General features: G+C 43.1%; 22 protein-coding genes and 2 tRNA genes. 14 read left to right on the top strand and 10 right to left on the bottom strand.

What is annotated here, in order from left to right; genetic code table 11:
- Positions 1-4: 4 nt before the first annotated feature.
- The 5 genes from IEV61_RS07910 to IEV61_RS07890 form a co-directional block, all read right to left on the bottom strand.
- Complete coding sequence (locus tag IEV61_RS07910) at positions 5-1,825, bottom strand: glycoside hydrolase family 15 protein (protein ID WP_188415450.1); 1,821 nt, start codon at positions 1,823-1,825, stop codon at positions 5-7.
- A 565-nt stretch (positions 1,826-2,390) separates the two neighbouring features.
- Entirely contained in the window at positions 2,391-4,127 is a 1,737-nt protein-coding gene (locus IEV61_RS07905; RefSeq protein WP_188415448.1) for a phospho-sugar mutase, read from the bottom strand.
- A 300-nt stretch (positions 4,128-4,427) separates the two neighbouring features.
- Positions 4,428-4,706, bottom strand: coding sequence for a hypothetical protein (locus IEV61_RS07900; protein WP_188415447.1), 279 nt, complete (start codon positions 4,704-4,706; stop codon positions 4,428-4,430).
- A gap of 45 nt (positions 4,707-4,751) precedes the next feature.
- The gene (locus IEV61_RS07895; protein ID WP_188415445.1) at positions 4,752-5,885 is read right to left on the bottom strand and encodes an acyltransferase family protein; all 1,134 of its coding nucleotides are present in this window, start codon (positions 5,883-5,885) and stop codon (positions 4,752-4,754) included.
- 87 nt (positions 5,886-5,972) lie between these two features.
- Positions 5,973-6,044, bottom strand: a tRNA-Arg gene (locus IEV61_RS07890).
- 210 nt (positions 6,045-6,254) lie between these two features.
- Between IEV61_RS07890 and IEV61_RS07885 the strand changes: the two genes are divergently transcribed.
- Complete coding sequence (locus IEV61_RS07885) at positions 6,255-7,058, top strand: LamG domain-containing protein (protein ID WP_188415443.1); 804 nt, start codon at positions 6,255-6,257, stop codon at positions 7,056-7,058.
- 175 nt (positions 7,059-7,233) lie between these two features.
- Here the strand turns inward: IEV61_RS07885 and IEV61_RS07880 are convergent, their stop codons facing one another.
- Positions 7,234-9,360 (bottom strand): FUSC family membrane protein, encoded by a 2,127-nt coding sequence (locus IEV61_RS07880; RefSeq protein ID WP_188415441.1) that lies wholly within the window; start codon positions 9,358-9,360, stop codon positions 7,234-7,236.
- Positions 9,361-9,607: 247 nt separating this feature from the next.
- Entirely contained in the window at positions 9,608-10,705 is a 1,098-nt protein-coding gene (gene ychF / locus IEV61_RS07875) for a redox-regulated ATPase YchF (protein ID WP_188415439.1), read from the bottom strand.
- Positions 10,706-10,952: 247 nt separating this feature from the next.
- On the opposite strand from ychF, the gene mgtE reads away from it, so the two are divergent.
- Together mgtE and IEV61_RS07865 are read left to right on the top strand one after the other, a co-directional pair.
- Positions 10,953-12,314 carry a magnesium transporter gene (gene mgtE, locus IEV61_RS07870; protein ID WP_188415437.1) on the top strand — a complete coding sequence of 454 codons (1,362 nt, stop codon included), beginning with the start codon at positions 10,953-10,955 and terminating at the stop codon, positions 12,312-12,314.
- A 78-nt stretch (positions 12,315-12,392) separates the two neighbouring features.
- Entirely contained in the window at positions 12,393-12,884 is a 492-nt protein-coding gene (locus tag IEV61_RS07865; RefSeq protein ID WP_188415436.1) for a DUF5362 family protein, read from the top strand.
- A gap of 82 nt (positions 12,885-12,966) precedes the next feature.
- On the opposite strand, the gene IEV61_RS07860 is transcribed toward IEV61_RS07865, so the two are convergent.
- Positions 12,967-13,317, bottom strand: coding sequence for a DUF3276 family protein (locus IEV61_RS07860; protein WP_188415434.1), 351 nt, complete (start codon positions 13,315-13,317; stop codon positions 12,967-12,969).
- Positions 13,318-13,723: 406 nt separating this feature from the next.
- Positions 13,724-15,523: an ABC transporter ATP-binding protein gene (locus IEV61_RS07855; RefSeq protein WP_188415432.1), complete on the bottom strand. Its 1,800-nt coding sequence runs from the start codon at positions 15,521-15,523 to the stop codon at positions 13,724-13,726.
- 926 nt (positions 15,524-16,449) lie between these two features.
- Here IEV61_RS07855 and nusB point away from each other — a divergent pair.
- From nusB to IEV61_RS07815, 8 genes are all read left to right on the top strand, one after another.
- Complete coding sequence (gene nusB, locus IEV61_RS07850; RefSeq protein ID WP_188415430.1) at positions 16,450-17,394, top strand: transcription antitermination factor NusB; 945 nt, start codon at positions 16,450-16,452, stop codon at positions 17,392-17,394.
- The gene (locus tag IEV61_RS07845) at positions 17,394-17,867 is read left to right on the top strand and encodes a DUF1573 domain-containing protein (protein WP_188415428.1); all 474 of its coding nucleotides are present in this window, start codon (positions 17,394-17,396) and stop codon (positions 17,865-17,867) included. Before nusB ends, IEV61_RS07845 begins: the two co-directional genes overlap by 1 nt.
- Positions 17,868-17,887: 20 nt before the next feature.
- On the top strand, positions 17,888-18,214 hold the full coding sequence (yajC, locus tag IEV61_RS07840) for a preprotein translocase subunit YajC (RefSeq protein ID WP_188415426.1): 327 nt from the start codon (positions 17,888-17,890) through the stop codon (positions 18,212-18,214).
- A 221-nt stretch (positions 18,215-18,435) separates the two neighbouring features.
- Positions 18,436-19,380 carry a YbbR-like domain-containing protein gene (locus tag IEV61_RS07835; RefSeq protein ID WP_188415424.1) on the top strand — a complete coding sequence of 315 codons (945 nt, stop codon included), beginning with the start codon at positions 18,436-18,438 and terminating at the stop codon, positions 19,378-19,380.
- Between the two features lie 75 nt (positions 19,381-19,455).
- On the top strand, positions 19,456-20,091 hold the full coding sequence (gene coaE, locus IEV61_RS07830) for a dephospho-CoA kinase (protein WP_188415422.1): 636 nt from the start codon (positions 19,456-19,458) through the stop codon (positions 20,089-20,091).
- Positions 20,063-21,001: an MBL fold metallo-hydrolase gene (locus IEV61_RS07825; RefSeq protein WP_188415421.1), complete on the top strand. Its 939-nt coding sequence runs from the start codon at positions 20,063-20,065 to the stop codon at positions 20,999-21,001. The genes coaE and IEV61_RS07825 overlap by 29 nt, the downstream gene beginning before the upstream one ends.
- A 2-nt stretch (positions 21,002-21,003) precedes the next feature.
- Positions 21,004-21,162 carry a C1orf53 family protein gene (locus IEV61_RS07820; RefSeq protein WP_188415420.1) on the top strand — a complete coding sequence of 53 codons (159 nt, stop codon included), beginning with the start codon at positions 21,004-21,006 and terminating at the stop codon, positions 21,160-21,162.
- 35 nt (positions 21,163-21,197) lie between these two features.
- Positions 21,198-21,647, top strand: a complete 450-nt coding sequence (locus IEV61_RS07815) for a MarR family winged helix-turn-helix transcriptional regulator (protein WP_188415419.1) — start codon at positions 21,198-21,200, stop codon at positions 21,645-21,647.
- Positions 21,648-21,737: 90 nt separating this feature from the next.
- Here the strand turns inward: IEV61_RS07815 and tamL are convergent, their stop codons facing one another.
- Positions 21,738-24,074: a translocation and assembly module lipoprotein TamL gene (gene tamL, locus IEV61_RS07810; RefSeq protein ID WP_444980268.1), complete on the bottom strand. Its 2,337-nt coding sequence runs from the start codon at positions 24,072-24,074 to the stop codon at positions 21,738-21,740.
- Between the two features lie 47 nt (positions 24,075-24,121).
- Between tamL and IEV61_RS07805 the strand changes: the two genes are divergently transcribed.
- The 3 genes from IEV61_RS07805 to IEV61_RS07795 all read left to right on the top strand — a co-directional run bounded on the left by IEV61_RS07805 (position 24,122) and on the right by IEV61_RS07795 (position 25,284).
- Complete coding sequence (locus tag IEV61_RS07805; RefSeq protein WP_188415417.1) at positions 24,122-24,874, top strand: TrmH family RNA methyltransferase; 753 nt, start codon at positions 24,122-24,124, stop codon at positions 24,872-24,874.
- A gap of 136 nt (positions 24,875-25,010) precedes the next feature.
- Positions 25,011-25,084 (top strand) — tRNA-Cys (locus IEV61_RS07800).
- Positions 25,085-25,113: 29 nt separating this feature from the next.
- Positions 25,114-25,284, top strand: coding sequence for a spore protein (locus IEV61_RS07795; RefSeq protein ID WP_188415416.1), 171 nt, complete (start codon positions 25,114-25,116; stop codon positions 25,282-25,284).
- Positions 25,285-25,414: the final 130 nt, after the last annotated feature.

The following is a 25,414-nucleotide window of genomic DNA, read 5'->3' as shown; positions in this document are numbered from 1 at the left end:
TACGTCAATCTTTCAACCGGCTAATCTGTTTGTTTAGCTCTACTGCAGCACTAATTAGCGCAAGGTGTGTAAAGGCTTGGGGAAAATTACCCAAATGCTCACTTTTTTTACCTAATTCTTCACTAAACAAGTTCAAATGGTTAGCGTACCCTATCATTTTTTCAAAGTTTTCTACCGCGGCTTCAACCTGTCCGCTTTTGGCTAAAGCTTCTATATACCAGAACGAGCACATGTTGAAAGTACCTTCTTCACCATCTAAACCGTCTATTTGGGTTAAATGGTTTTGGTAGCGGTAGATAAGCACATCCAGGCGCAATTCTTTACCTATGACCTCTAAAGTAGAAAGCCAGCGTGGTTCCTGCGGAGCTATGTAATGAACGAGGGGCATCAGCAATGCACTGGCATCTACATTATCAGCACCTTTGTATTGTACCCAGGCGCCAATCTTCTCGTTCCAAAAATTATGATAAATATCGTTGTAAATCTCATCACGCACACCATGCCACTCCGTTTCCGGGTATGGAAAAGAACGGTGCTGCGCTATTTTAATGGCCCGGTCTAAGGCCACCCAGCACATTAAACGCGTGTGTAAAAACTCCCGCTTTTCGTTTCGTATTTCCCAAATACCATGGTCGGGCAGCTTCCAGTTTTTAATTACACATTCTATCTGCGTAACAATAAGCGTCCAAAACTCATAGGTAATGGGCTTGTGATCTTTGTTGTAAATATAAATGGTATCAATCAGTTCGCCATAGATATCAATTTGTAATTGTTTGGCTGCCCCGTTACCTATGCGCACGGGTTTAGAGCCCTTATAACCATCTAAATGATCAAGTTCTTTTTCTTCTATTCCGGGTTTACCATCAATACCGTAAAGCAATTGCAAATCGGTTTCGCGGCAAAGCTGCATGATCCAGTTAATAAAATCGGTTGCCTCATCGTATAAACCCAAGCGCAGGAAAGCATACATGGTAAAGGCGGCATCACGGATCCAGGTAAAACGATAGTCCCAGTTTCTGTTGCCCCCTAAAGTTTCGGGGATACCAAAGGTTGGCGCGGCAACCACCGAGCCAAACTCGGCCGAGGTAAGCAGCTTCAACGTTATAGCAGAGCGGCGGATCAGGTCGCTATAGTGTCCCTTATAAGTCGTTTTATTGATCCAACTGCGCCACTCCTTTACGGTATGCTGGTAGGTTTTATCAACGTAATACTTAATGGGTGTAAATTGCCTTTCATCTCCCTCGGTAACATACTCCAACACAATGTGAGCCACTTCCGACTCGGCCAGCGTAAACTCAGCGTAGCCGTTGTTCTCTTTAATGCTCAGCGGAATATCGGCCATGAGCCTGAGTTTGGCGCCACCATCGTTTATACTGGTGAATAGGATCTCGTTGTTGTTGATCTCTACCTGATGATTGGCCAGGGCATAATCAAACCGGGGCACACAGTTTATTTTGAAGTTGATGTTTCCCCGTACTGTTTTTATGGTTCTTACTATGGAATTTACAGCCTTGTCTTTTTCAACAGACAAGGGCATATAGTCGGTTAATTCGGCTATGCCCGAATCGGAAAAGTAGCGGGTGAGCAATACGGCGGTGCCGGGCAGGTAGAGCTGCTTGGTGGTATAATCGGGCAGGTCGGGCTCTACAGAAAAGTAACCGCCCTGCTGCGAATCTAACAACGAAGCAAATATGGAAGGCGAATCGAACCGGGGAAAGCACATAAAATCGATAGACCCATTTAACGATACCAGCGCAACTGTTTTTAAATTGCCAATGACGCCATAATTTTCGATGGGCTGATACGGCCTTTCCTGATGTTTCATGCCGAACTAACAACTACTTGTAGTTCTTGTTTAGCACACTATCGTAGTAAAACATTTAGGAGTAGGGTTGGCAGTTTACTGCAAAATAAAAGTCCCGACCTTGTGGGCCGGGACTTTCTATGTAATCACTGTCATTTCGAGTGCTAACGAGAAATCCTGTTACGACCTGCAAATTCTCAAATGCAAAGTCAAACAAGATCTCTCACTATCGTTCGAGATGACAGATTAATATTTAAACCAATTACTTAAACACCCAGATACTTGCAAGCCGGGACTTTTATATAACCACTGTCATTTCGAGTGCTAACGAGAAATCCTGTACTACCTGCAAATTCTCAAATGCAAGTTCGAACAAGATCTCTCACTATCGTTCGAGATGACAGATTAATATTTAAACCAGTTACTTAAACACCCAGATACTTGCGGGCCGGGACTTTCTATGTAATCACTGTCATTTCGAGTGTTAACGAGAAATCTTGCTACTACCTGCAAATTCTCAAATGCAAAGTCGAACAGAATCTCTCTCTATCGTTCGAGATGGCAGATTAATATTTAAACCAATTACTTAAACACCCAGATCTTTAATGATCGTGTCTATTTTAGCATCTAATTGCTGTTCGGTAGTGTGATAAGCTTCTTTGCTTTCCAGCTTGGTATTCACACTGCAATAGAACTTAATTTTAGGTTCAGTTCCTGATGGGCGTGCCGATAAAATGCTTCCGTCTTCGGTGATGAACTGTAATACATCTGATTTTGGCAGCTCGATTGGTTTGGTGGTATTGTTTACCAAATCAGTTTCGGTGCGTTTTTCGTAATCTTTAAACACTGTTACCTTAGAACCAGCCAGCGTAGCAGGGGGGTTAGTACGGAACTTTTCGATCATGGCAACGATCTCTTCTGCGCCCGATTTGCCCTTCTTGGTAATACTGATCAATCTTTCTTTATAAAAACCGTACTCCAGGTAAGTATCGGCAAGGGCTTCGAACAAGCTGCTTCCTTTATCTTTATAGAACGCGGTCATTTCAGAAATAAATGCGGCCGATACCACGGCATCTTTATCGCGCACCAGTTCGCCAATAAGGTAACCGTAGCTTTCTTCGCCACCACCAATAAAGGTTTGCTTGCCCTCAAACTTGGTCATTAATTCACCAATATATTTAAAGCCAGTTAAGGTGTTATAGCATTTTACGCCTTTTTTCTCCGCTATGGCATCAATTAAGTAAGAGGTTACAATGGTTTTAACAATGTACTCGTTACCGGTTAGTTTGCCTTTTTCTTGCCAGGCGGTAAGCAGGTAGTTAATTAACAAGCTACCGGTTTGGTTACCGTTTAGCAATACAAATTCGCCGCTGTCGTTTTTCACCGCAATACCCACTCGGTCGGCATCAGGGTCGGTAGCCAGTACCAGGTCGGCGTCAACTTCCTGCGCCTTTTTCAAGGCCAGGGTAAGGGCTTCTTTCTCCTCGGGGTTTGGGTAAACCACGGTAGGAAAATTACCATCTGGCGTGGTTTGCTCATCTACCAGGATCACGTTTTCGAAACCGAATTGCTTCAAGGCTTTTGGAACCAGGGTTATGCCGGTACCATGGATGGGCGAATAAACTATTTTAAGATCCTTCTGGCGTTTAATAGCATCGGGTGATACCGAAAGCTCGGTGATCTTATCCAAATACAGTTGGTCTATCTCCTCACCTATCAATTCCACGTTTTCGTCAACGCGGGTAAACTTCACATCGTCGATACTGGTAATGGCGGCCACCTCGCTCAACACGGCCTTATCTGCAGGCGATACAAACTGTCCGCCATCTTCACCGTAGGCTTTGTAACCATTATATTCTTTAGGATTGTGTGAGGCCGTAAGCATTACACCGCTTTTGCAACCTAAATGGCGTATAGCAAAAGACAATTCGGGCGTAGGGCGCAGTGCACTGAAGAAGTATACGTGGATGCCGTTTGCCGAAAATACATCGGCGGTAATGCCGGCCAGTAAATCGGAGTTATTGCGGCTATCGTGCGCAATGGCTACTTTAATTTTTTCGCCCGGATAGGTTTTGTTCAGGTAATTAGCCAAACCCTGGGTTGCAGCACCAATGGTATATTTGTTAACACGGTTAGAACCCGGCCCCATTAAGCCACGCAAGCCACCGGTACCAAATTCAAGGTCGCGGTAAAACGAGTCGGTTAAGTCAGCGTAAGCTTTATCGTCCAGTAATTTTTGAATCTGCGCCTTTACATCAGCGTCATAATTTCCCTGGAGCCATTGGTTTGCTTTGGCCAATACGGCCGGATCTAATTCCTGCATATTTATTTATTGTTTTTCTTTGATATTGTGTTGTGCTTCAAATATGGTAATAAAATATATTTTTAGCTATAAGCTTATAAACTTCTAACAATTTGTTAATGCTTGTAGAATAATCCATTACGCTTACAATTTATCATAACTGTTAATGAGCTGAAAGGTTCTTAGCGTTATGTCCTTTTAACAACGTTTTAAGCAGTGTGCAGAACGCTAGTTTTTCAAAACGGAATCAAACCGGTAAAGTCCCATTAAAAAAGCCGCTAAAAATATATTAGCGGCTTTTAGCTTTTTGTTTGTTAATTATTACTTGCCAAGTGTATCGAGCAAGTTTTTCATCGAATCTTGTGATGCCTTAAGATCTTGTTTAACGGTTACTACCGTATCATTATCAATTACTATCATTTTATTTTGCTTGGTATACATCCACCACTCGCCGGTAAAAATCGGTTTTTTTGACTCAGGTGCGCCCACAAGTTCTACAACCTGTTTTGTGTGCATACCTATTTTTAATTTTGAGAAATTACTGCTGTTACCTGCGCATGCAGTTAAGCCTAATAATGATAAGAGGATAAGTTTTTTCATGGCCTAATATTAGTCAAAAACCATTTAAACTAAAAATTATTTTAGTTATACTATAGTTTTTACTATAAATTTCTTGTTCAGCCACCGCCTTACCGGTTCGTCGTACAGTTTGAGGCAAGCGTAGGCGAGTACCACCGAAGCTACAAATGTAAGCAACCCATAAGGCCACGCCTCTTGCAGGGTAATACCTTTATGACGGCTTACCCAGGCCGTATAGGTGTAAATGAAAGGATAATGCGTGATGTAAATAGGGTAAGAAATATCGCCCAGGAACTTGCATACCCGTGATGAAAATACACCCGCTATATTACCACTTGCACCCATGTAGATAATGAGTGGAAATAAGATGATTATACTTAAAGAATCATACAAGCCATTAGCCCACAAATTTTCGGCGCCGCCTACCCTGGGGAAAGCCAACACCGCCAGTAGCAACAGGCTGCACCATAAAAAGGCATTATTAATATGTGTAACGCTTGCCGTGCGCGATAACAACAGACCGCCAAAAAAGGGAAACATTAAGCGGGTAAAGCCTATACGCAACTGCTCGGCGTTTACGGACCAGCCTCCTATCACATCGCCCGTTTTACTGGTTACCGCATAATGAACAAGCGCTGCACCAGCTATTGCTACCAAGAGGGTTAATGCCTTTTTAGAAAACTTCCGCACAAAAAGTGCATACATAATATTGGCTAAATACTCAAAGAATAATGACCAACCCGGGCCGTTAAGCGGGTGCATTTCTTGCCAGCCCCTTATATCGGCCGATATAGGCAAAGGAATCAGTGTACATCCCACCAACATAACCAACAGCACCTGCCAGGCAGGCACCGATGCTAACCCCGGCCAAACCGGGCCGGCCTGAAAATAAAAACAAGCCGCGCCTATGATCATACCCAATACCACCATAGGCTGAAGCCGGGCCAGCCTGCGTTTAAAGAAACCGCCAACGGTAAGCTTGTTCCAGCGGTCGTCATATGCATATCCTATTACAAAACCCGATAGCAGGAAAAAGAAATCGACCGCGAGGTAACCGTGATTTATAATTTGATTAAGGTGACTGGTAGAGTGCGTTTCAAAAACATGGAAAGCTACCACCGTAAGTGCTGCCACGCCACGCAGCCCGTCTAATATGGGATAATGAGGTTTGGTGGCAGGTTGAGTATTATTAAGGGTCATGAAGGTATACCGGTTATAAGTATGCCCTGCAAATAAGCTAAAAAAAAGAACCGCTCAAAATTTAATTCGAGCGGTTCTGTATGCTTGTGCTCCCGAAGGGATTCGAACCCCTATCGATGGTACCGGAAACCACAATTCTATCCATTGAACTACGGGAGCATTATGGCGCAAAGATAAAATAATTCCCCTGTTATGCGCACAACTTACGCTCACAAATTAGGCTCTGCTTTATTTAAGAATTACCCCCCTAAAATAGATTGGTTTACCCCTCACTCTATAGATACCTAATCGTGCATATTTGACTTGCCTAAAGGTTAAAGCATAAACAAGCCCAAAAGCAAACTTATAAACCAATAAGAAACCTCAATTATGAAAAAAATCATTCTCTTGCTAAGTATGGGCATTACCCTGCTTACTGTTTCCTGTAAAAAAACCTCATCTGATGCGGTACAAACGCCAGATGAAGATGCAGCATTGAAAGCTACAAATGCCGTTTCGTGGGTAACCGTGCTCCCCACCACTTCATTTAATGCTTATAGCACCTACTGGAATAACCTCTACCCTTGGGGTTCAGATCATAACGGCTCGGCACGTATGCGCAGCGAAAATATTGCAACTTCGGGCGGTGTACTCACCATGACCGCCTACCCCGGTACGGTTAGCGATAAGCCAAGCATTCATTATTTTTCAGGTACCTGCTATGCAAAACAGCAGGTTACTGTAAGTACGTCGTGGCCTAAGTGGCGGGTGTCGGGTGAGTTTCAGTGTCCTTCGGTAAAAGGCACCTGGCCTGCTTTCTGGTTAAACGGCTCTATTCAATGGCCGCCTGAAAGTGACATCATGGAATTTAAGGGAAGCACCACCAACTGGACCAATACCTACAAAAATGAGAACGGACAGTGGTCGAGTGTTGGTACCGTTATTTCGGGCCCGGCTAACTGGCATACTTACACCGCCTACTTAACAAGAATTGGCACTACCAACAATGTAAGTATAGAGTATTGGATAGATGGCACAAAGGTATCGACCCAAACCGGCCAAAACTTTGTAGACCAGCCGCTTAATCTAATCATCGACCTGCAAATGGAGGGTTCATCTGGCACGCCGGGCCCAACAGGCAATACGGTGATGAAAGCGAGAAATGTTACAATTCAAAGAAGCGCTACTTTATAACTTACTATATACTTCCATTACGCTTGTTTGGTCGGCCATGAAATAAAAACCAATTTATGTATTGGCCGGATGAGCCATCAGAAGTGCAATAGGTACATCTGATGGCTCATCGTTTATTATAATACTTTAAGATAAAGGGTCACCTAAAGCGCGAATCCCAAAATAATGCATCATACTATTTTTCATTTTTTAGCAACTGCCTTGTGCAAGCTTTTATGGTATTAGTTACCGTGGCAACCATACTGCCTGAATCATTTGGTTTAACAGCGGTATTATCAACTGCTAAAGGCTGCTGTGCCAACTCCTGGTTGTCTGCGGGTTTGTTAGGGAATGATGCCAGGGAGCTTTTAAGTTCATTAATGGCCTGCCACAAAACGTCAAATTGACCGCTGTAGCTACCGCTTAGCGAGTTTGCGCGATAGCGCGGAAAGTAAGACGCTGTGAGTGAACACAGGGTATGATTCACCATTTGAAAATTATTCACAAAATCATCGTCTACGCGGTGAGGTTCGGCCAGCATGCGCTGGTAAGCGGCCGATAGGTTGGCCAGCTTTGCATAAACGTTTTTACGCGCCAGTTTGTATGCCGTGGTACCGGTTGGTCGCCCCGACAGATCGTTAAACAAAACCTCCAGATATCGGGAGTTCGCGTTCAGCACATCAATCATAAAATTATATAGCTTTTTCACTTCCCAAACTGGGAACAGGTAAGCCGCAGCATATGCAATGGCGCAGCCAATCAATGTGTCGTACAAACGCTCGGTTATAAACCCGTTATGGTGGCCGCCATAAATGCTAAGACACAATACCACCATCGTAGTTAAAAACAGTACGCTGAGCGTATAATTAAGCCTGATGAACGTAAAAAAGCCTATTAACAACACTATCGAAATACCCAACTGCACATTTGTAGATTTAATAAGCAACATAATGAGCAAACCGGCAGCTACGCCCACCAAGGTGCCGCCTAAACGTTCAATGTTACGTTTTTTAGTAATGCTGAAAGCCGGCTTCATAACCACTACAATGGTGAGCAGTATCCAGTAACTGTAATTACCCAGGTTAAAAACAAAAGTTAATAGATATCCAAACAAGCACGCAATAGCCAATCTTAGCGAAAACCTGAACACCGGCGAGTGAATACTTAAATTCTCTCCGAGCAAATCCAGTCCGGGTTTTTCCGGCGTAATCAGATCCTTATAATCAGGTTGCGGCTGGCTTTCGGGTAATGAAAGGTTCTTTTGCCCAATGGTATCTTTAATATCATTAATATGGCTGGCAATATCCTGTAAGTTATCTTTCAGGTTTACCAATAAAGGGGCGTGGCTCTCGCTTGTATCATCAATTGTGGCAGATAATTCACGCTCCAAACTATCGAGTTCATTACTGTGCTCAAAGCGCGATTCATACTTCCTGTTGGCCAGCAAGGCCCGGCTAACTCCATCCAGTTCATCGGCCAGCAAAAATATCATCCGGCTAATTAGCTCAAGTGTGCCCGATGCTTTTAAATTTTCGCGCAGTGTCTGGTAATCATAGTTTATGGCGCCAATATGCTCGTAAAGGTCAATAGCCACCGTGGCAACATGTAGCAGTCGTTGTCCTTTTGCGTTGCCGGTGTTCATTACCGCATTATCGCGAAGCAGTAGCTGCCTTACCTGTTCATGCTTTTCGTTCACCAAGGCATGCATGGCTATCGTTTTACGGTAAGCTTCCGGCAAAGGAACCTCCGGGTTGTAAAACGATTGCCTTGCCTTCATAAATGCCGATGTGGTAGACAGGCATTCAATAATGGCGTGTTTTAAAGAACGCAGCGGCCAAATTTTTGACTGCAGCAAGCTAACCAGGTAATACCAAATGCTACCGGCAAATATGCACGTACAGTAAATTACAGGGTTGGAGGGCTTCAAACCAATGGTAAATATCATGAGGATAATGCCTGCCGTACCTACCATGGCATAGCGGGTACCCAGCACCGTAAGCATCGAAAAAAGAAAACAAAAAGCTACGATAACCGCACCTAGCAGCCAGGCATACGGCCTTACCAGGCAGGTTATTACCGCCACAACCAACAACAGCAATATACTGGTAATTGATACGGTTAGCTTATCTTTAAAGATGCCCGGCAAATCGGTCATGGTAATGAGCAGTGCCCCCAACCCTACCGAAACGGCCGCCTGCGGTAAGTTTATGGCAAACAATATCCAAACCGGTAAAACTATGCTGAAGGTTATTCTAACGGCATCGGTGAAATATTCTCCTAAAAAGAAGTAAACCAATTGGTTTTTAATTTGAAGCCATTTCATATAATTTGGTACGGAGATAGATAGCTGCACAAACGAAATGAGCAGTTTAAAGCATTAATGCTCAAACATAACATTATGTTTGGCTTGCATCAAAAACCACTTGACTTATGTTTCGCATTTTATACCTAAAGGATGTTATTATACAAGCATTTACGTTAAGCTTATGCCGATATTAAATTCTGATAAAACTAAAAAAGGCATCCCTTTTGAGGAATGCCTTTTGGTAGATTATAAATGCTTTGTTTAGTTATACGTTAAACCTGAAGTGCATAATGTCGCCATCTTCTACCACGTAGGTTTTACCCTCAACGCTTAGCTTACCGGCCTCTTTACAAGCAGCTTCCGATCCGTATTTTACAAAGTCGGCATACTTAATTACCTCGGCACGAATAAAACCTTTTTCAAAGTCGGTATGGATAACACCTGCTGCCTGTGGTGCGGTAAAGCCCTCGTTAATGGTCCAGGCGCGTACTTCTTGCACACCCGCGGTAAAGTAAGTGGCCAGGTTTAATAAGCGGTAAGCTGCCTTGATTAGTTTGGTAACACCCGATTGCTCCAGGCCTAAATCGTCCAAAAACATCTGGCGCTCTTCGTAAGTATCCATCTGGGCAATTTCCGATTCGATTTGCGCGCTTATGATCAGTACTTCAGCATTTTCTTCTTTAACTGCTTCGCGTACTTTTTCTACATAAGCATTGCCGGTGTTTACATCGCTCTCGCCCACATTACAAACGTACATTACCGGTTTAGCGGTTAACAACCACAGATCTTCAATGTATTCTTGATCTTCTTCGGCCACCTGTGCCGTACGGGCCGATTTGCCACTTAACAAATGTTCGCGGTAAGCAGTCAGTACGTCAAATGCTTTCTTCGCTTCTTTGTCGCCTGTTTTGGCAGCTTTTTCAACCTTCTGCAGTTTCTTTTCTACCGAATCCAGGTCTTTCAACTGCAACTCGGTATCAATAATTTCTTTATCGCGGATGGGATCAACCGAACCATCGACGTGTATTACGTTATCATCATCAAAGCAACGCAGTACATGTATAATGGCGTTGGTGGCGCGTATGTTGCCTAAAAACTGGTTACCCAGGCCCTCGCCTTTACTGGCGCCTTTCACCAGTCCGGCTATGTCTACGATCTCAATAACGTTTGGCACCACGCGCTGCGGGCTTACCAGTTCGGTAAGCTTGGTTAAGCGCTCATCGGGTACGGTAATAACACCCACGTTAGGCTCAATAGTGCAAAAAGGAAAATTGGCTGCCTGTGCCCTTGCGTTTGATAAACAGTTAAAAAGTGTTGACTTGCCCACATTTGGCAAACCTACTATACCACATTGTAAACCCATTTTTTTCTTGAGTAGTTAATTAGTTAAGTGGTTGATTTAGTTAAAGTGGGTCATTATTAATATTAAATAGCTAAGTTCTGCTTTTGTAAAACCACTTAACCATTCAACTTAATCAACTACTTAACCACAACCAAAATTTTGCGCAAAGATAATATAAAAACAGCCTTAAAATTTGAAAAAATAAACGACTTTTGCGGGCGTTAGCAATAAAGCATATTATATAAAAATGTAAACACGAGGGCTTAGTATGGAAGAAATAGTTGAACAAGTAGAACTGTTACTGGAGAGCAATGATGAACAACAGTTGCGCGACTATTTGAACAACCTGAACATATCGGACGTGGAAGAGCTGATTAGCGAAATTCCTGAACATGGCCCTCAGTTTATCGAAATACTTTCACTCAACCGCGCGGTAAACGTTTTCCGCATTCTCGACTTTCCTACCCAGGAACGCTTGCTCAAAAAGCTTTCGGGGCTTAAAATTGCCGAACTCATTAACGAGTTGCCACCCGATGACCGCACCTCTCTGTTTAGCGAGATGCACAGCGACACGGTGAAAAGCCTCATATTGCACCTACCGCCCGACGACCGCAAACAGGCTTTAGCCTTGTTAGGTTATAAAGAAGACAGCGTAGGGCGCTTAATGACGCCCGACTACATTGCTGTAAAAAAGAACTGGGATGTAGTGCAGGTGTTATCGCACATTAGGCGCTACGGTAAAAATTCTGAAACTATCGATGTTATTTATGTAATTGATGAGAACGGCGTTTTGCTGGATGATATTCGGATCCGCGAAATTTTACTGGTAGACCCGGCCACCAAAATCAGCGATTTGATGGATAGCCGCCTTATTGCGCTCAATGTAAAAGACCCGCAAGAGGAAGTAATTAATACCTTCAGGATGAATAACCGCGTGGCGCTACCCGTAACCGACGATAGCGACATTTTGCTGGGTATAGTAACCGTTGATGATATTTTGTGGATAGCTAACGAAGAGTACACCGAAGACATCCAAAAAATTGGTGGTACCGAGGCTTTAGATGAGCCTTATTTAGATATATCGCTACTACGCCTGGTAAGAAAGCGTGTAGGCTGGCTAATTATTCTGTTCCTTGGCGAAATGCTTACCGCTACCGCCATGGGTTACTTTGAAGGGCAAATTGCTAAAGCGGTAGTACTGGCCTTGTTTATCCCGCTCATTATATCAAGTGGTGGTAACAGTGGTTCGCAGGCATCTACCTTAATTATACAGGCTATGGCTTTAGGCGAGGTAACGTTAGATGATTGGTGGCGTGTAATGCGGCGCGAATTAGTATCCGGCTTATTGCTGGGGCTTACCCTGGGTATCATTGGTTTTTTCAGGATCTTTGTGGTAGCCATGTTCAGCAATATTTACGGGCCGCATTGGATGGCCGTAGGCTTTACCGTGGGCTTGGCATTGGTGGGCATTGTGTTATGGGGATCGCTGGCGGGCTCCATGTTACCTTTACTATTAAAACGCCTGGGCTTAGATCCCGCCACTTCATCGGCACCTTTCGTTGCAACTTTGGTTGATGTTACCGGACTCATTATCTACTTCAGTATTGCGGTGGCCATTATGCAAATTTAATTTCGGGTACAGCTAATCATCCATTGCTTTGTAAGTTATTGTTTAATAGCTTTATACGTATAACTCAGCCTTATAACAATGGAAGAAAACTTTACCGAAACAACTCACCCTCTGCCCGAACCCGAAAAAGGCTTGGTATTATCTGAAGAAGCACTGTACTACCTGCAAACAGCTGCCAAATGGGCCAAATTTTTAGCAATTTTAGGCTTTATAGGCTGTGTAATTATGGTGCTGGTTGGCTTATTTGCTGGCAGCATATTTTCAAAAATGGGTACTGTATCAGCTTATCCAAGCGTTATGTCGCAAAGCGCAGGTGCGTTTATGAGCGTATTTTACATTGCCTTTGCGCTTTTATACTTCTTTCCATCGCTGTACTTATACCAGTTTGCCAAGTTTGCGCAAAATGCCCTCCTATTCTCAAGTAGTCAGGATATTACTTTGGCTATGGGTAAACTTAAATCGTTTTTCAAGTTTGTTGGTATTTTAATAATTGCTATCCTATCGTTGTATTTGCTTATAGTTATAGGCGTATTTGTGATGATGGGTACCTACTCGGCTTTCCGCCAATAGCATCGAAAGTATATAGAATGCAAAAGGCCTTGCTGATCAGCAAGGCCTTTTTTGATTTGGTTAGTTATAAAGTCCCTTGGGGTTAAAAAGAAAAGTCTTCTTCGGTGGCACCGGTAAGGCCGGTAACACCTGCGGCTTTTGTAATTTCGTTAAGCTCGCTGTACTCGTAACGTTTTTCAATAACTTCCTGGTTAGCTTTGATGTAATCAACAGTGTCTTTTAATCCTTCTGCAAATTTTTCGAAGTCTTCTTTGTAAAGGAAAATTTTATGCTTTACAAATACCCCGTCTTCTAAACGTTTTTTACTCTCGGTAATAGTGATGTAATAATCGTTTGAACGTGTGGCCTTTACATCGAAAAAATAAGTTCTCTTGCCGGCTCTTACCTTTTTTGAGAACACTTCATCCCGCTCTCTGTTGTCAAAATCTCCCATGTTAAAAAAGTGTTGTAATAGTTATGATTGGATAAATATAATCATTTTTTGAAATTGCAAACAATAATTTGAAAATATTGCAGTTGCAAAATGATATTTGGGTTTTGATGCCAAAACAAAGGTTTGCAGGCATTTAAGGCCTTTTTACGTTTTGGGCAGCAGGGATGTTATGTGTTATTAAAAATAAATGGCGAGTGATTTTATGCCAATATTGTTTAATGATTAAAGGTTTTTCAATTTGCGCGATAAGTTATTTAAACGCTTTAATAATACCGTCATCTCTAACGATAGTGAGAGATCTTGTTCAAAAACAAGCAAATTAGCTACCTGCTACATTGAACAGGATTTCTCGTTAGCACTCGAAATGACAACCTTTATTTGAAAAAAAGTGATTTAGTAATCCCCTCTAACCTTTGCTTTCAGGCGCTTCTTCTTCCTCCAGTAATTGTTTCTCGTATAGGTCAAAGTACAGGCCTTTTTGCTGCATGAGTTGTTGGTGATTGCCTTGCTCGGCTATACGACCGTTCTCCATTACCAAAATTTTGTCGGCACTGCGTATGGTGGAGATACGATGGGCTATAATTACGCTGGTTTTACCTTTCATAATACGGCCCAGGTTGCCCAGTATAGCTTCTTCGGTGCGGGTATCAACGGCCGACAGGCAATCATCAAAAACGAGGATCTGCGGTTGCTTTACAATAGCACGGGCTATGCTTACCCGCTGTTTTTGTCCGCCAGATAAGGTAACGCCACGTTCGCCTATCAGTGTGTTGAAGCTATCGGGCAGTTCCATAATGTTCTCGTAAACGGCGGCATCCCTGGCGGCTTGTTCAACCAAAGGCATATCCAGCACATCGGCGCTGAACGCAATGTTATTGGCTATCGTATCCGAAAACAGGAATACCTCCTGCGGTACAAAGCCCACCTGGGCACGGTAGCCCTCCAAATTTAATTGATGTATGGCAGTACCATCTATGCGCACCTGTCCGCCGGTAACATCATACATACGCATAAGCAGGTTAGCAATAGTTGATTTGCCCGACCCGGTACGCCCTATAATCGCCACCAGTTGGCCCGGCTCAATAGTAAACGAAACATCTTTAATGGCCTCAATACCGGTATCGGGGTAAGTGAAACTTACCTTATCAAAAATCACCTCGCCATGCACCGGTTTGGCCGGCACGGCCGGTGAACTAATTTCGGGCACGGTATGTAAAAACTCGTTAATGCGCTTTTGCGATGCCGCCGCACGCTGTATCAATGAGGTAACCCAGCCTAAAGACATTACCGGGAATGTTAGCTGACCGAGGTAAACCACAAACTCGGCAATGTTACCCGAGGTAATGTTCCCTTTCATCACCTCTACCCCGCCTATATAAATAATAAGCACGTTACTCACCCCTACCAGCAGCAACATCATGGGGAAGAACAGCGCCTGCACACGCGTAAGCGCCATGGAGTGCATTTTATAATTCTCGCTCTCGGCCACAAAGGTCTTACTCACAAATGCTTCGCGCACGTAAGATTTAATAACCCGTATACCCGATATATTCTCCTGCACAAAGCTCGAGAGGGACGATAAACGCTCCTGTATCTTCTCACTACGGTGTTCAATAATATTATTTACATAATAAATACTCCAAACCAGCAACGGCATGGGCAATAACGAAAAGAAGGCCAGCCTGGCATTTACGCTTAGCATGGCATAAACCGTAAGTATGAACAGTACCACCGTGTTAATGGCATACATAATACCCGGCCCTAAATACATGCGCACGCGGCTCACATCCTCAGTAACGCGGTTCATTAAATCGCCCGTGTTGTGGCGGCGGTAAAAAGCTAAGGAGAGTTGCTGGTAGTGCGCGTAAATTTCGTTCTTCAGGTCGTACTCTATATGCCGCGACATTAAAATAATGGTTTGCCGCATCAGGAACAAAAACAAACCGCGCAACAGAGCCAGCACTAAAACCAGTACTCCAAACATTAAAAGGCTTGAGCCGAATATATCGTAAATAACTTCCTGCTTGTCGAACCCGGCATAAAGGTGGTAGATCTGTATATTCTCAGCCACCAGGTTAAACGCCACCCTAATTACCTGCGCAGGTAACACCCCAAAAATGTTCGAAATAACAACGAACAAAACACCAGGCACCAGCCGCCAGCGGTATTTAACAAAGAACTTATTGAGGTAAGCGAGGCTTTTCATAGTAGCGTTGCAAAGGTAAGGGTTTGGTTTGAAATAGCAGTTTATGTTTAATGTTGCGTAGAGTACTTTAGTTGTTTATAAATTGTTTTTTACTACTGCTCCTTTTGGCTCTTGGTTAGTGTTCATCAAATGATATTGGTTGTTTTGTGTTTTTACTTCGTTCAATTCTCTGTTAGGCTTGGTAAAGTGGTTGCACTATGGCCTGTGGATGTACTTCTTCTTTTATACAAAAGAAGAAGTACCAAGAAGAAAACTTGCGGCTACGTTCTGTTGCTACGCAGGGTTGTACGTTAACTAAGGCTTTTGCTACCCGCAACATTCCTGATGCCGCGGAAAATAAGATGGAACAGCAGTGCTTTGTGTGGTAAGCACTCATAAAACATTATATTACCAATAACAAGCAGAAGCACAGCACAAACACAAACTCAAAAAGAACCGGCATCAGCCTGCACGGCAACCACTGCCTTAAATACAAGCACAACCTAAAGTAGCGCAGGGTGCAGCCGGGAGTTTATTCACATTTTTATATTTTAGGTGTTCATGAAGTCGCTACGCTTAGTTTTCTTTGGTTACTTTCTTTTTGAGGTAAAAAGAAAGTAACATCCACAGGCTAATGTAAGATTACTTTACCAAGCCTAACAGAGGTCAAAAAAAGTAAAAGCACTTTTCACCCTGAAGAAGTAACCCCACTTACCATCATTCCAAAAATTACTTTAACCACACACAAAAAATCCCTACTTTTGCGGCATATTAAGCCGTTACTCATTTGCGGTTTGTAACGTTGCCGATCAAACCGTGTCTTATTCGTAAAGCATGGCTACTTGCCGCAACTGCTACAAACCAATGTATATAAAAAGTGTTAATAGCAATACCATCAGCACGAACTGATCATTGAATTATAGGATTACAAAAAACCGTTCTTATCCATGTTAAACAGAAGGCACCTCAGGGTTAAAGTATTACAGGCATTGTATGCCTATCACCAAAGTGAAAAAGATATACAGGCACATGAAAAAACCATGCTGCAAAGCATCGACAGGGTGTTTGAAATGTACATTTGGATGCTTTCCCTTATTGATGAGGTGATACAATTTTCGGCTAATGATGCCGAAGAAAGGGCCAATAAGTACTTGCCCACCGCCGAAGATCTGGCACCCAACTTAAAAATTCTCGAAAACCGTTTTATTGCATCGCTGCACGTTAATAAAGATTACGTTGCCGCCATTAAACGCTACAAAATTTCATGGGATTTTGAGCCTGAACTGGCAAAATCGCTCTTCACCGTTTTAAAGAACAGCGACGATTATAAAGCTTATTTAGCCAAAACCGACGATACACTGCAAACCGACAAAGACATAATTAAATATATCTTCAAAAAGGTGATCTTTAAATCATCTTTAGCCGAGCAGGTTTTTGAAGATAAATTTATTTCCTGGCCGGTTGATAAAGATGTATTGCAAGCGCTGATCGCTAAAACGTTCAAGAACTTCTCGTTCGATAATCCGCATGAGAACAAGCTGGCCGAAATTACCGGCAACTGGGTGGAAGACCGCGAATTTATTGTCGACTTGTTCGAAAAATCTATTCGCTACGATACCGATTACCAGGAACTCATTGCTCAAAAAACGCAGAACTGGGAACCTGAACGTATTGCCATGATGGATACCCTGCTCATGAAAATGGCCATTACCGAGTTTATTAACTTTAATTCGGTGCCGGTTAAGGTAACTATTAACGAGTACCTGGAGATAGCCAAAGAGTTTAGTACACCAAAAAGTAATTCGTTTATAAATGGTATATTAGATAAAATTTTATTCGAGTTAAAGGAACAAAACAAAATCCGGAAAACAGGCCGGGGTTTAATAGAGTAATGATTAAAAAAATAGCCGCAGGTTTAAGTTTAGCCATTGCTTTGGCCGCCTGCAATCAAACCAGCACCCAGGAAAAAGCCACTGCCGATAGCAGCAGCAAAGCGCCAGCCACCATTAACGCAGCCACAGCCGCCGCCATGAAATTTGAGACCGAAGCGCACGACTTTGGCAAAATTAAGGAGGGCGATAAGGTAACCTACGAGTTTAAGTACACCAATACCGGTAAATCGCCGCTCATTATTTCTGATGCGTATGCCACCTGTGGCTGTACCACGCCCGAAATTGAGAAAAAACCCATTCAACCGGGCGCCAGCAGTTTTGTTAAAGTAACTTTTAACAGTGCAGGTAAAAGCGGTTTACAGGATAAACTGATTACCATAGTTGCCAATACCGTACCGGCCGAAAACCGCGTACACCTTACCGGCGAAGTATTGACCGATGCTAAACCGGCAACTGATAAAAAAAGTAAATAATTTCACCAATTAAATAGTAAATGACAGCAGCAATTTTATTACAGGCCACCGGCGCTTTTGGCGGTTTAGGCGGCATTGTACCCATGATCCTGATCATTGTAGTATTCTACTTTTTCATGATACGTCCGCAGGTTAAAAAACAAAAAGACCAGAAGAAATACGTTGATGAATTAAAAAAAGGCGACCGCATAGTAACCAACGCAGGTATACACGGCCGCATTATTGACATGAACGACCTGACTTTCTTAATAGAGATCGAAAACGGTAAAATGCGTGTTGATAAAGCCGCTATATCGCTCGATGCTTCAAAAGCCCTTAACACACCACCGGCAGTAGCCAAAGTGTAAACAGGCAGTAAAGAACTTAAAATGCCGTTTTCTTTATACAAAGGAAGCGGCATTTTACATTTTGAGCAGTTTATGCTTTCTTTGTCAAACAAGAATTGTTATCTCGAACAAATGATGAGAGGTCCGGTTTAGCAAGACAGGTTAACCATTCGTCACATTGAACAAGATGCATCGTTACCGCTCGAAATAACAAAGATTACTTAGCTCGTAAAATATACCACATGGCTATCATCAAACTATCAGCATCCGAACGCAGGCGGTTATCCGTTTTTATAACTTGCCTGGTGCTGGCTTTGGTAGCCTGGGTATTTGCCACCCTGTCGGGCAAGTATAATTTCACGGTAAAGCAAACGCTTGTTTTCAAGAATGCTCCCCAGCGCCGGGCTTTTAAGGCTCTACAGCCTGATACTGTAGAAGCTACTATGCAGGGTACAGGCTGGGAAATGGTTTTTTCGCGCATGAGCATGACCAACCGGCCATTAACCATTGACCTGCATACGCTCGAACACAGTAATTTTATTGCCCTGAATACACAGGTAGCTCAAATAAACCGCAAGCTCGACCTTGATCATAAGATCATCGCTTTCGATCCCGATACGCTGTATTTTGATTTCACCAATCGCATGGTCAAAAAAATACGGGTAGAGCCTGTGCTCAAACTACAATACCAGCCGCAATACGCAAACTCCGACAAGATCGTAGTAAACCCTGCTTATGTCACGGTAAACGGCCCGGGCAATGTTATTGAAAAGATCACCTCTTGGAAAACAGATACCTTGAAAATGGATCATGTTAACGATCATATTAAAACCACGCTGCCGCTGCAGCGGGCAAAAGAAGGTAACATCAGCGTTTATCCTAAAACGGTGCGGCTATTTGTACCGGTAGAAGAGTTTACCGAAAAAACATTGAAAATTCCGGTAAGGCTCATCAATAACCCGCATTATAAAAACGTAAAGTACTTTCCGCAGCAAATAACCATAACGTTCACAACTCCATTGAGCCATTACACCGAAGTTGACGAAGACTTTTTTGAAGCCACCGCCGATTTTAGCCTATGGCAACAGGGTTACAGCGTACTGCCTGTTAACATTATACGTATGCCCGCCTATTGCCGCATTGTAAAAATGCAACCGCGCAATGTCGATTTCTTAGTCGGCAAATAATCTACAACATCCGCCGCCAACTAAAACCAGCACTTGGGGCTTTATAAATTAAGCCTACCTTTGCCATAATAAATTATGCTTAAAATAGGAATTACCGGTAATATAGGCAGTGGTAAAACCACGGTTAGCCGCTTGTTCGAGCTGTTGGGCATCCCGGTATTTTATGCCGACGATGAAGCCAAAAAAGTAATGACAGCCGACCCCGAACTTACAACAGGCATTCAACTTGAATTTGGCAGCGAAGCATACTTTGACGATGGCACGCTTAACCGTAAATATATTGCAGGTATTGTTTTTAATAACCCTGCTCAGCTTCAGAAATTGAATGCGCTGGTGCACCCGGCCGTTTTCAGGGCTTTTGATGCCTGGGTTTTACAACATAGCTCAGCGCCTTACGTATTGAAAGAGGCAGCAGTATTGTTTGAAAGCGGCTCGTATAAAGATTGTGATTACACCATTTTAGTTACCGCCCCTACCCCCATGCGCATAGCTCGTGTAATGCAGCGCGATGGCATTAGCGAAGCTGAAGCCCAGGCCCGCAATGACAGGCAAATGCCCGAAGAAGAAAAGCAGGCGTTAGCCAGCTTTGTGCTTTGTAATGATAACAGTCAGCTTATTATTCCGCAGGTTTTAGCACTGCATGAGCAGTTTTTAACACTGCCCCTACCCAGGTTACTTCAACATGATATTAGACGATTTTTTAGCCTTTAACCAACATGGCTTATACTGTAAATACGGTAATTTTTATCTCGACCCTAAAGAACCGGCAGAGCATGCCGTAATAAGCCATGCACACGGTGATCATGCCGTGCCTGGCAACCGTAATATTTACTGCACCGCCCCCACTGCCGATTTTATGCGTTTGCGTTACGGTAAAAATGCAGGCACTAATTTCAAACTATTTGGCTGGCACCAGGAGTTTACCTTAGGCGACGTAAGCATCAGCTTTATTTCGGCAGGGCATATTTTAGGGTCGGCCCAGGTACTCATGACCTACCGGGGCGTTAGCTACCTCTACACCGGCGATTATAAGCTACAGCCCGACAGCACCTGCGAGCCAATTGAGTGGGTAAAGGCCGATGTATTAATTACCGAGAGCACCTTTGCCAACCCCAATACCACCCACCCCAACCCGGTTACCGAAATAGAGAAGCTCAACGGCATACAAAGCAATATCCTGTTAGGCGCTTATGGTTTAGGCAAAGCCCAGCGGCTTATCAGGATGATCAATGATCATGCACCGCTGAAAAAGATATTAGTCCATTTTCGCATTGCACCATTGAATGCAATCTATGAAAAACATGGCATAACCCTGGGTAACTGGCAAATGTATAACCGCAAACTCATGAAGAACCAGGATGGGTATGTATACCTGGTGCCGCCCTTCACGTTCGATAGTTATTTTAGGGCCACCGGTGTGAAACGTTTATTTGCTTCGGGCTGGAAAAACCTGCAGGTTAACCAGCAAGACACCCTTTTTATATCAGACCATGCCGATTGGAACGATGTGCTTAAAGCCATAGAAGAGGTTAACCCGCAGCAGTTGTGGACTTTGCATGGCGAGGGCAGCCATTTGAAAGAACATCTGCATGGTCGTATTTTTACCAAAGCGCTTAATTAATTATGCTGGTTGAGGGACTTGATTATTACGTAAATGAAGCCGGACTTTATGTGTTTACCCGCGAGTACCACCTCAAGCGCGGTTACTGTTGCAAGAACAAATGCCTGCATTGTCCATGGAATTTTGGCGGAAAAAGTAAATCAAACGCCAACGAGAAATAAATTTTTATTTCTTATTTGTTATTATTGTAACCATTATGAAAATAGAAGACGAAATATTGAGCAGTAAATTTGAAGATAACTATCATAAAGCACTCATCAATATTTCGTATACGCATAGCTGGTTAAGCAACCTGTTGCGAGGTAATTTTGAAAAATACAATTTAACAAGCCAGCAATTTAACGTACTCCGCATTTTAAGAGGACAAAGTCCTAAACCAGCCACCATTAACATGATCAAGGAGCGCATGTTAGATAAGATGTCTGATGCCTCGCGTATTGTTGACCGCCTGGTTCAAAAAGAGCTGGTATCGCGCTGCACCAATAACAACGACCGCCGTGCCGTTGATATACGCATTACCACCAAAGGATTGGAATTATTAAGCAAGATGGATGTGGAAATTAAAACATCCGACCTTCTTAGACACAACCTTACCGAAGAAGAAGCAAGCACCCTGAGCGATCTTTTAGATAAGTTTAGAGGTTGACCTTTCTATAGTCCATAGTCCATAGTCCATAGTCGAAATACGATCTGTTGTTTTCTGTTTTAGCTAGGTAAATAACTTCCAGCAACAATGTTAAAACGGTAATCCTATACCGAAGTTTAGCTGCATAAAGCGGTAGTCTTCGTTGTTACTGTTAAAGTACGAATTTTTGAAATCGCCTTTCTTAAATAATTCATTGAAGTGCTTGATGAGCACATACTGGTCTGAACCACTAAACTGCGGATCTTTAAATTTAAACGCGGCATCCAGCCTGAATACAAAGAAGGTCAGATCAAAACGCAAACCGGCACCAACGCCCACGGCCGAGGTTTGTAATATTTTATTCAGCTTAAATTCGCCACCGGGTGTTTGTTCGCGGTTAATGGCTTTATCTAAACGCCATACGTTTCCAAAATCGGCAAAAAGGGCACCTTTTAACTTGGTGCCAAAAAAGTCATTAGCCAGTTTGTAACGGTATTCGGCATTGCCAATGATCCTGATCTCGCCAAACTGATCTAAGTACTTTAAACGGGCGCGGGTGTTATTGTTATCGTAAGATGCCCGGTTAAAACCACCAGGACCAAGCGTACGCGGTAGCCAGGCCCTTATATCATTTGCACCGCCTGCGTAAAAATTACGCTCAAATATTAACTGGTTACTGTTACCATAAGGCAAGCCAATGCCCGGGTTAATACGAAAAATGAACTGACGTTCGTTACCGCCCAAACTCCTGTAAAAACGCAGGTCAACATCAACCTTGGTGTACTGGGCAAAGGGTTGCCCAAATATGGTGCGCTGGCCTAAAGAGTCTTTAGCGGTATTAAATACTTTGCTAACGAGGCTTAAAGTGTTACCGCCCAAATCGAGCGATCCTCTGAAATACACAAAGTTATCGAGCGTGTTAAGCTTGTTGGTATTTACCTGGTAAGTATACTGCGAACTGGCATTAAAAATGGTACGCCCAATTAAGTACACGTATGAGTAACGGTTTTGATCTATTAACTGCTGCCTTGCTATAGGGTCAATAGTACCGCTGGTAAACTCGAGGCTTATCGGCGTTAACGAGTGTTGTTTACGGCTGGTTTCCATCCAGTCGTAAGTAATGGAGTTTATAAAACTGCGGCGCTTAACCAATCCTCGCTGAAGAAACAACTGGAAGTTGGAAGACAGGGTTGTATGAGGCACGCCATACTTACCCAGCGTTGGCACATCAAACGGCACAATAATACGCGGATAAATAAGGTTGGCACCCACCTTAAAATCCTGGTTTTGAATACCCGCGCCAAGATCCGAAGACGCATCGGCAAATAGCACGCTCCAATTAAATTTCAGCTGGAGTATTTCGGCCTGTTTGAGCAGGTTACGGTTGGTAAATGTGTTACCTAAGTTAAAACCATAGCCACCGCCTCCAAAAAAATTAAATAGTTCGGGGCCCGAGTGCAGGTACTCCGCTTCTACCCGGTCGCTCATGCGTTTAAGAGGGATAATATCTATCCGGCTGTTTAAACGGCGGTTCACACTATCGGGCAGTTTGGTATATACAGGGTTGGGCACATTCCGAAAAACATTCAACTCCGATAAGCGCGAGGTGGTTAGTGTTTGCTGATCGATGTCATAAGTATCGCCCTTGTGCTGAAAGATGTACCGTATAACAGCCTGCGGCTTAAATCGGTGCGAGTAATCAACAAAGGTAAATTGCGAGTCTACCCGCAGCGTATCGGCCTTACCATTGGTACGCCCTCCGCTGGTTGATATGGTAATGAGCGTATTGTTGATCTTGTAAATGGGATGTTCTTTCCGGCCATCGGGGTTATCAATGATCATTTTCAGATCAACCACGCTGTTATTAAATGTAGTATCGTAATTGTAATTGATATACTGGCGGTAAAAGTCAAAGTAGCCGTTTTGCTTCATTACCTGGTAAAAGGCATCACGGTCATAAGCTAAACTATCGGTATCGTAACGCGCTCCGGGCTGCACATGCGAAAAACGCCGACGATTAATGCGGTACAATACCTGTACGGCTGGGTCGCCTATACTATCCTGAACATTGCGAATACGGAACATTGGCCCCTGTTTAGCAGTAAAGGTAAGATAAGCCTTTTTGCCCTTGGTTTTAATGTCGCTGCGTACGGCAACCTTTAAATAGCCCTTATTACGTAAAAACTTTTCTATTTGCAGGCGCGAACCCTCTACCAGATTACTGTCGAGAATGGCCGGAGGTTCGCCCAGTTCTTTTTTTCCTTTAGGGTTAAAAACATAATAAAGCTGCAGGTTAAACCAGCTGTTGGGCTGCTGCAACACATCTACATAAGTAAGTGCGGCTTCGTTAAACTCTTTGTCTACACTGTCAATGGTAACTTTACGTATCAGGTATTGATTCTCTTTTAAACCGCGGGTTAAACTACAGCTGCCCGCCATTAAAACCAAAAGAATACTTATTATTGCAAGGCTGTAAAGCTTATTTTCCCGGTAGAATGGTCTCAAAATCTCAAATCAGTTTAATAAAATCCTTACAACAAAAGAAGTTTCGCAGAGAGCATGGGCTGTTTGTGGCCGAAGGATATAAATCCGTTTCGGAGTTCATAGCCTCTGGATACCATATACACAGCCTTTACCATACATCTGCAGTAACTGCAAAATTGAATAAACTATCAAAGAAAGTCAATTTTCAGGACATATCCGCCGCCGATCTACAAAAAATGAGCAGCCTGACTACGCCGCAGGAAGTTTTAGCAGTGATACACATGCCCGAGTGGCCTCCATTAACCCAAAGTAATTTAATTAACCGCTTTACGCTGGTATTAGATGGTGTGCAGGATCCGGGCAACCTGGGCACTATTATCCGCACGGCCGACTGGTTTGGCATTCAACATATCATATGTTCGGAAGATACGGTAGATGCCTATAACCCCAAAGTGGTACAGGCCACTATGGGTTCGCTTTCACGTGTCAAGCTCCATTATACCAATTTAGCTACGCTACTGCCGCAATTTAACCTCCCGGTATTAGGTGCTATGCTCAACGGCGATAATATTTACACCGCCAATTTAGGCACCCAGGGCTTAATTATAATGGGCAACGAAGGCAATGGCCTGCGCCCCGAGATAGAGAAACTCATTACGCAATCTATCACCATACCCCGTATTGGAGAGGCTGAATCTTTAAACGTGGCGATAGCCACAGCATTATTTTGTTCGGAGGTCAGCAGAAAAGCACTTGTTTTGTAAAATCTTACTTTTTTGAGAAAACACAAAACAGCGGGCTTATGAAGGTTTCCTAAATAATTTATCAACATCTCAATAAAAAAGACAACTTATATTGACAGACAGCAAATAATTGTTATTTTTGCACTCCATTAAAAATGGTCGGGTGGCCGAGTGGCTAGGCAGAGGTCTGCAAAACCTTTTACAGCGGTTCGAATCCGCTCTCGACCTCCAAAGGGGTTAACCGTTAAAGAAAAATTACCATGGGCGTAACACGTTTAAAAAGAAAAGACAGAAAAAATAAAACTACTTCACGTTTAGAAGTACAGCACTTGAAATTAGCGACCAACCTGGAGCCAGGAAGCCGTTCAAAAGAAAAGGCTAACAGCCAGATCTCTAAAAACAACGAAATTTTAGCTCAGCTGAGCAAGTAATTATATATTACTCATCAATTTTTTAAATCCTGCTGGTTAATCGGTGGGATTTTTTTGTTTACAGATTTTATAATTAAAAAATTCGCTCAAATCTGTCATGCTAAGCCTTTCGAAGCTTTAGTCACTTTAT

It is taken from the genome of Mucilaginibacter galii (assembly GCF_014635825.1).
GTDB lineage: Bacteria > Bacteroidota > Bacteroidia > Sphingobacteriales > Sphingobacteriaceae > Mucilaginibacter > Mucilaginibacter galii.
This window is presented reverse-complemented; position numbering and strand designations above follow the sequence as displayed.

What these genes read in the sequence shown, in the direction of transcription:
- IEV61_RS07910 (WP_188415450.1), bottom strand. Translation starts at nt 1,825, where the DNA reads ATGAAACATCAGGAAAGGCCGTATCAGCCCATCGAAAATTATGGCGTC.
- IEV61_RS07905 (WP_188415448.1), bottom strand. Translation starts at nt 4,127, where the DNA reads ATGCAGGAATTAGATCCGGCCGTATTGGCCAAAGCAAACCAATGGCTC.
- IEV61_RS07900 (WP_188415447.1), bottom strand. Translation starts at nt 4,706, where the DNA reads ATGAAAAAACTTATCCTCTTATCATTATTAGGCTTAACTGCATGCGCA.
- IEV61_RS07895 (WP_188415445.1), bottom strand. Translation starts at nt 5,885, where the DNA reads ATGACCCTTAATAATACTCAACCTGCCACCAAACCTCATTATCCCATA.
- IEV61_RS07885 (WP_188415443.1), top strand. Translation starts at nt 6,255, where the DNA reads ATGAAAAAAATCATTCTCTTGCTAAGTATGGGCATTACCCTGCTTACT.
- IEV61_RS07880 (WP_188415441.1), bottom strand. Translation starts at nt 9,360, where the DNA reads ATGAAATGGCTTCAAATTAAAAACCAATTGGTTTACTTCTTTTTAGGA.
- ychF (WP_188415439.1), bottom strand. Translation starts at nt 10,705, where the DNA reads ATGGGTTTACAATGTGGTATAGTAGGTTTGCCAAATGTGGGCAAGTCA.
- mgtE (WP_188415437.1), top strand. Translation starts at nt 10,953, where the DNA reads ATGGAAGAAATAGTTGAACAAGTAGAACTGTTACTGGAGAGCAATGAT.
- IEV61_RS07865 (WP_188415436.1), top strand. Translation starts at nt 12,393, where the DNA reads ATGGAAGAAAACTTTACCGAAACAACTCACCCTCTGCCCGAACCCGAA.
- IEV61_RS07860 (WP_188415434.1), bottom strand. Translation starts at nt 13,317, where the DNA reads ATGGGAGATTTTGACAACAGAGAGCGGGATGAAGTGTTCTCAAAAAAG.
- IEV61_RS07855 (WP_188415432.1), bottom strand. Translation starts at nt 15,523, where the DNA reads ATGAAAAGCCTCGCTTACCTCAATAAGTTCTTTGTTAAATACCGCTGG.
- nusB (WP_188415430.1), top strand. Translation starts at nt 16,450, where the DNA reads ATGTTAAACAGAAGGCACCTCAGGGTTAAAGTATTACAGGCATTGTAT.
- IEV61_RS07845 (WP_188415428.1), top strand. Translation starts at nt 17,394, where the DNA reads ATGATTAAAAAAATAGCCGCAGGTTTAAGTTTAGCCATTGCTTTGGCC.
- yajC (WP_188415426.1), top strand. Translation starts at nt 17,888, where the DNA reads ATGACAGCAGCAATTTTATTACAGGCCACCGGCGCTTTTGGCGGTTTA.
- IEV61_RS07835 (WP_188415424.1), top strand. Translation starts at nt 18,436, where the DNA reads ATGGCTATCATCAAACTATCAGCATCCGAACGCAGGCGGTTATCCGTT.
- coaE (WP_188415422.1), top strand. Translation starts at nt 19,456, where the DNA reads ATGCTTAAAATAGGAATTACCGGTAATATAGGCAGTGGTAAAACCACG.
- IEV61_RS07825 (WP_188415421.1), top strand. Translation starts at nt 20,063, where the DNA reads ATGATATTAGACGATTTTTTAGCCTTTAACCAACATGGCTTATACTGT.
- IEV61_RS07820 (WP_188415420.1), top strand. Translation starts at nt 21,004, where the DNA reads ATGCTGGTTGAGGGACTTGATTATTACGTAAATGAAGCCGGACTTTAT.
- IEV61_RS07815 (WP_188415419.1), top strand. Translation starts at nt 21,198, where the DNA reads ATGAAAATAGAAGACGAAATATTGAGCAGTAAATTTGAAGATAACTAT.
- IEV61_RS07805 (WP_188415417.1), top strand. Translation starts at nt 24,122, where the DNA reads ATGGTCTCAAAATCTCAAATCAGTTTAATAAAATCCTTACAACAAAAG.
- IEV61_RS07795 (WP_188415416.1), top strand. Translation starts at nt 25,114, where the DNA reads ATGGGCGTAACACGTTTAAAAAGAAAAGACAGAAAAAATAAAACTACT.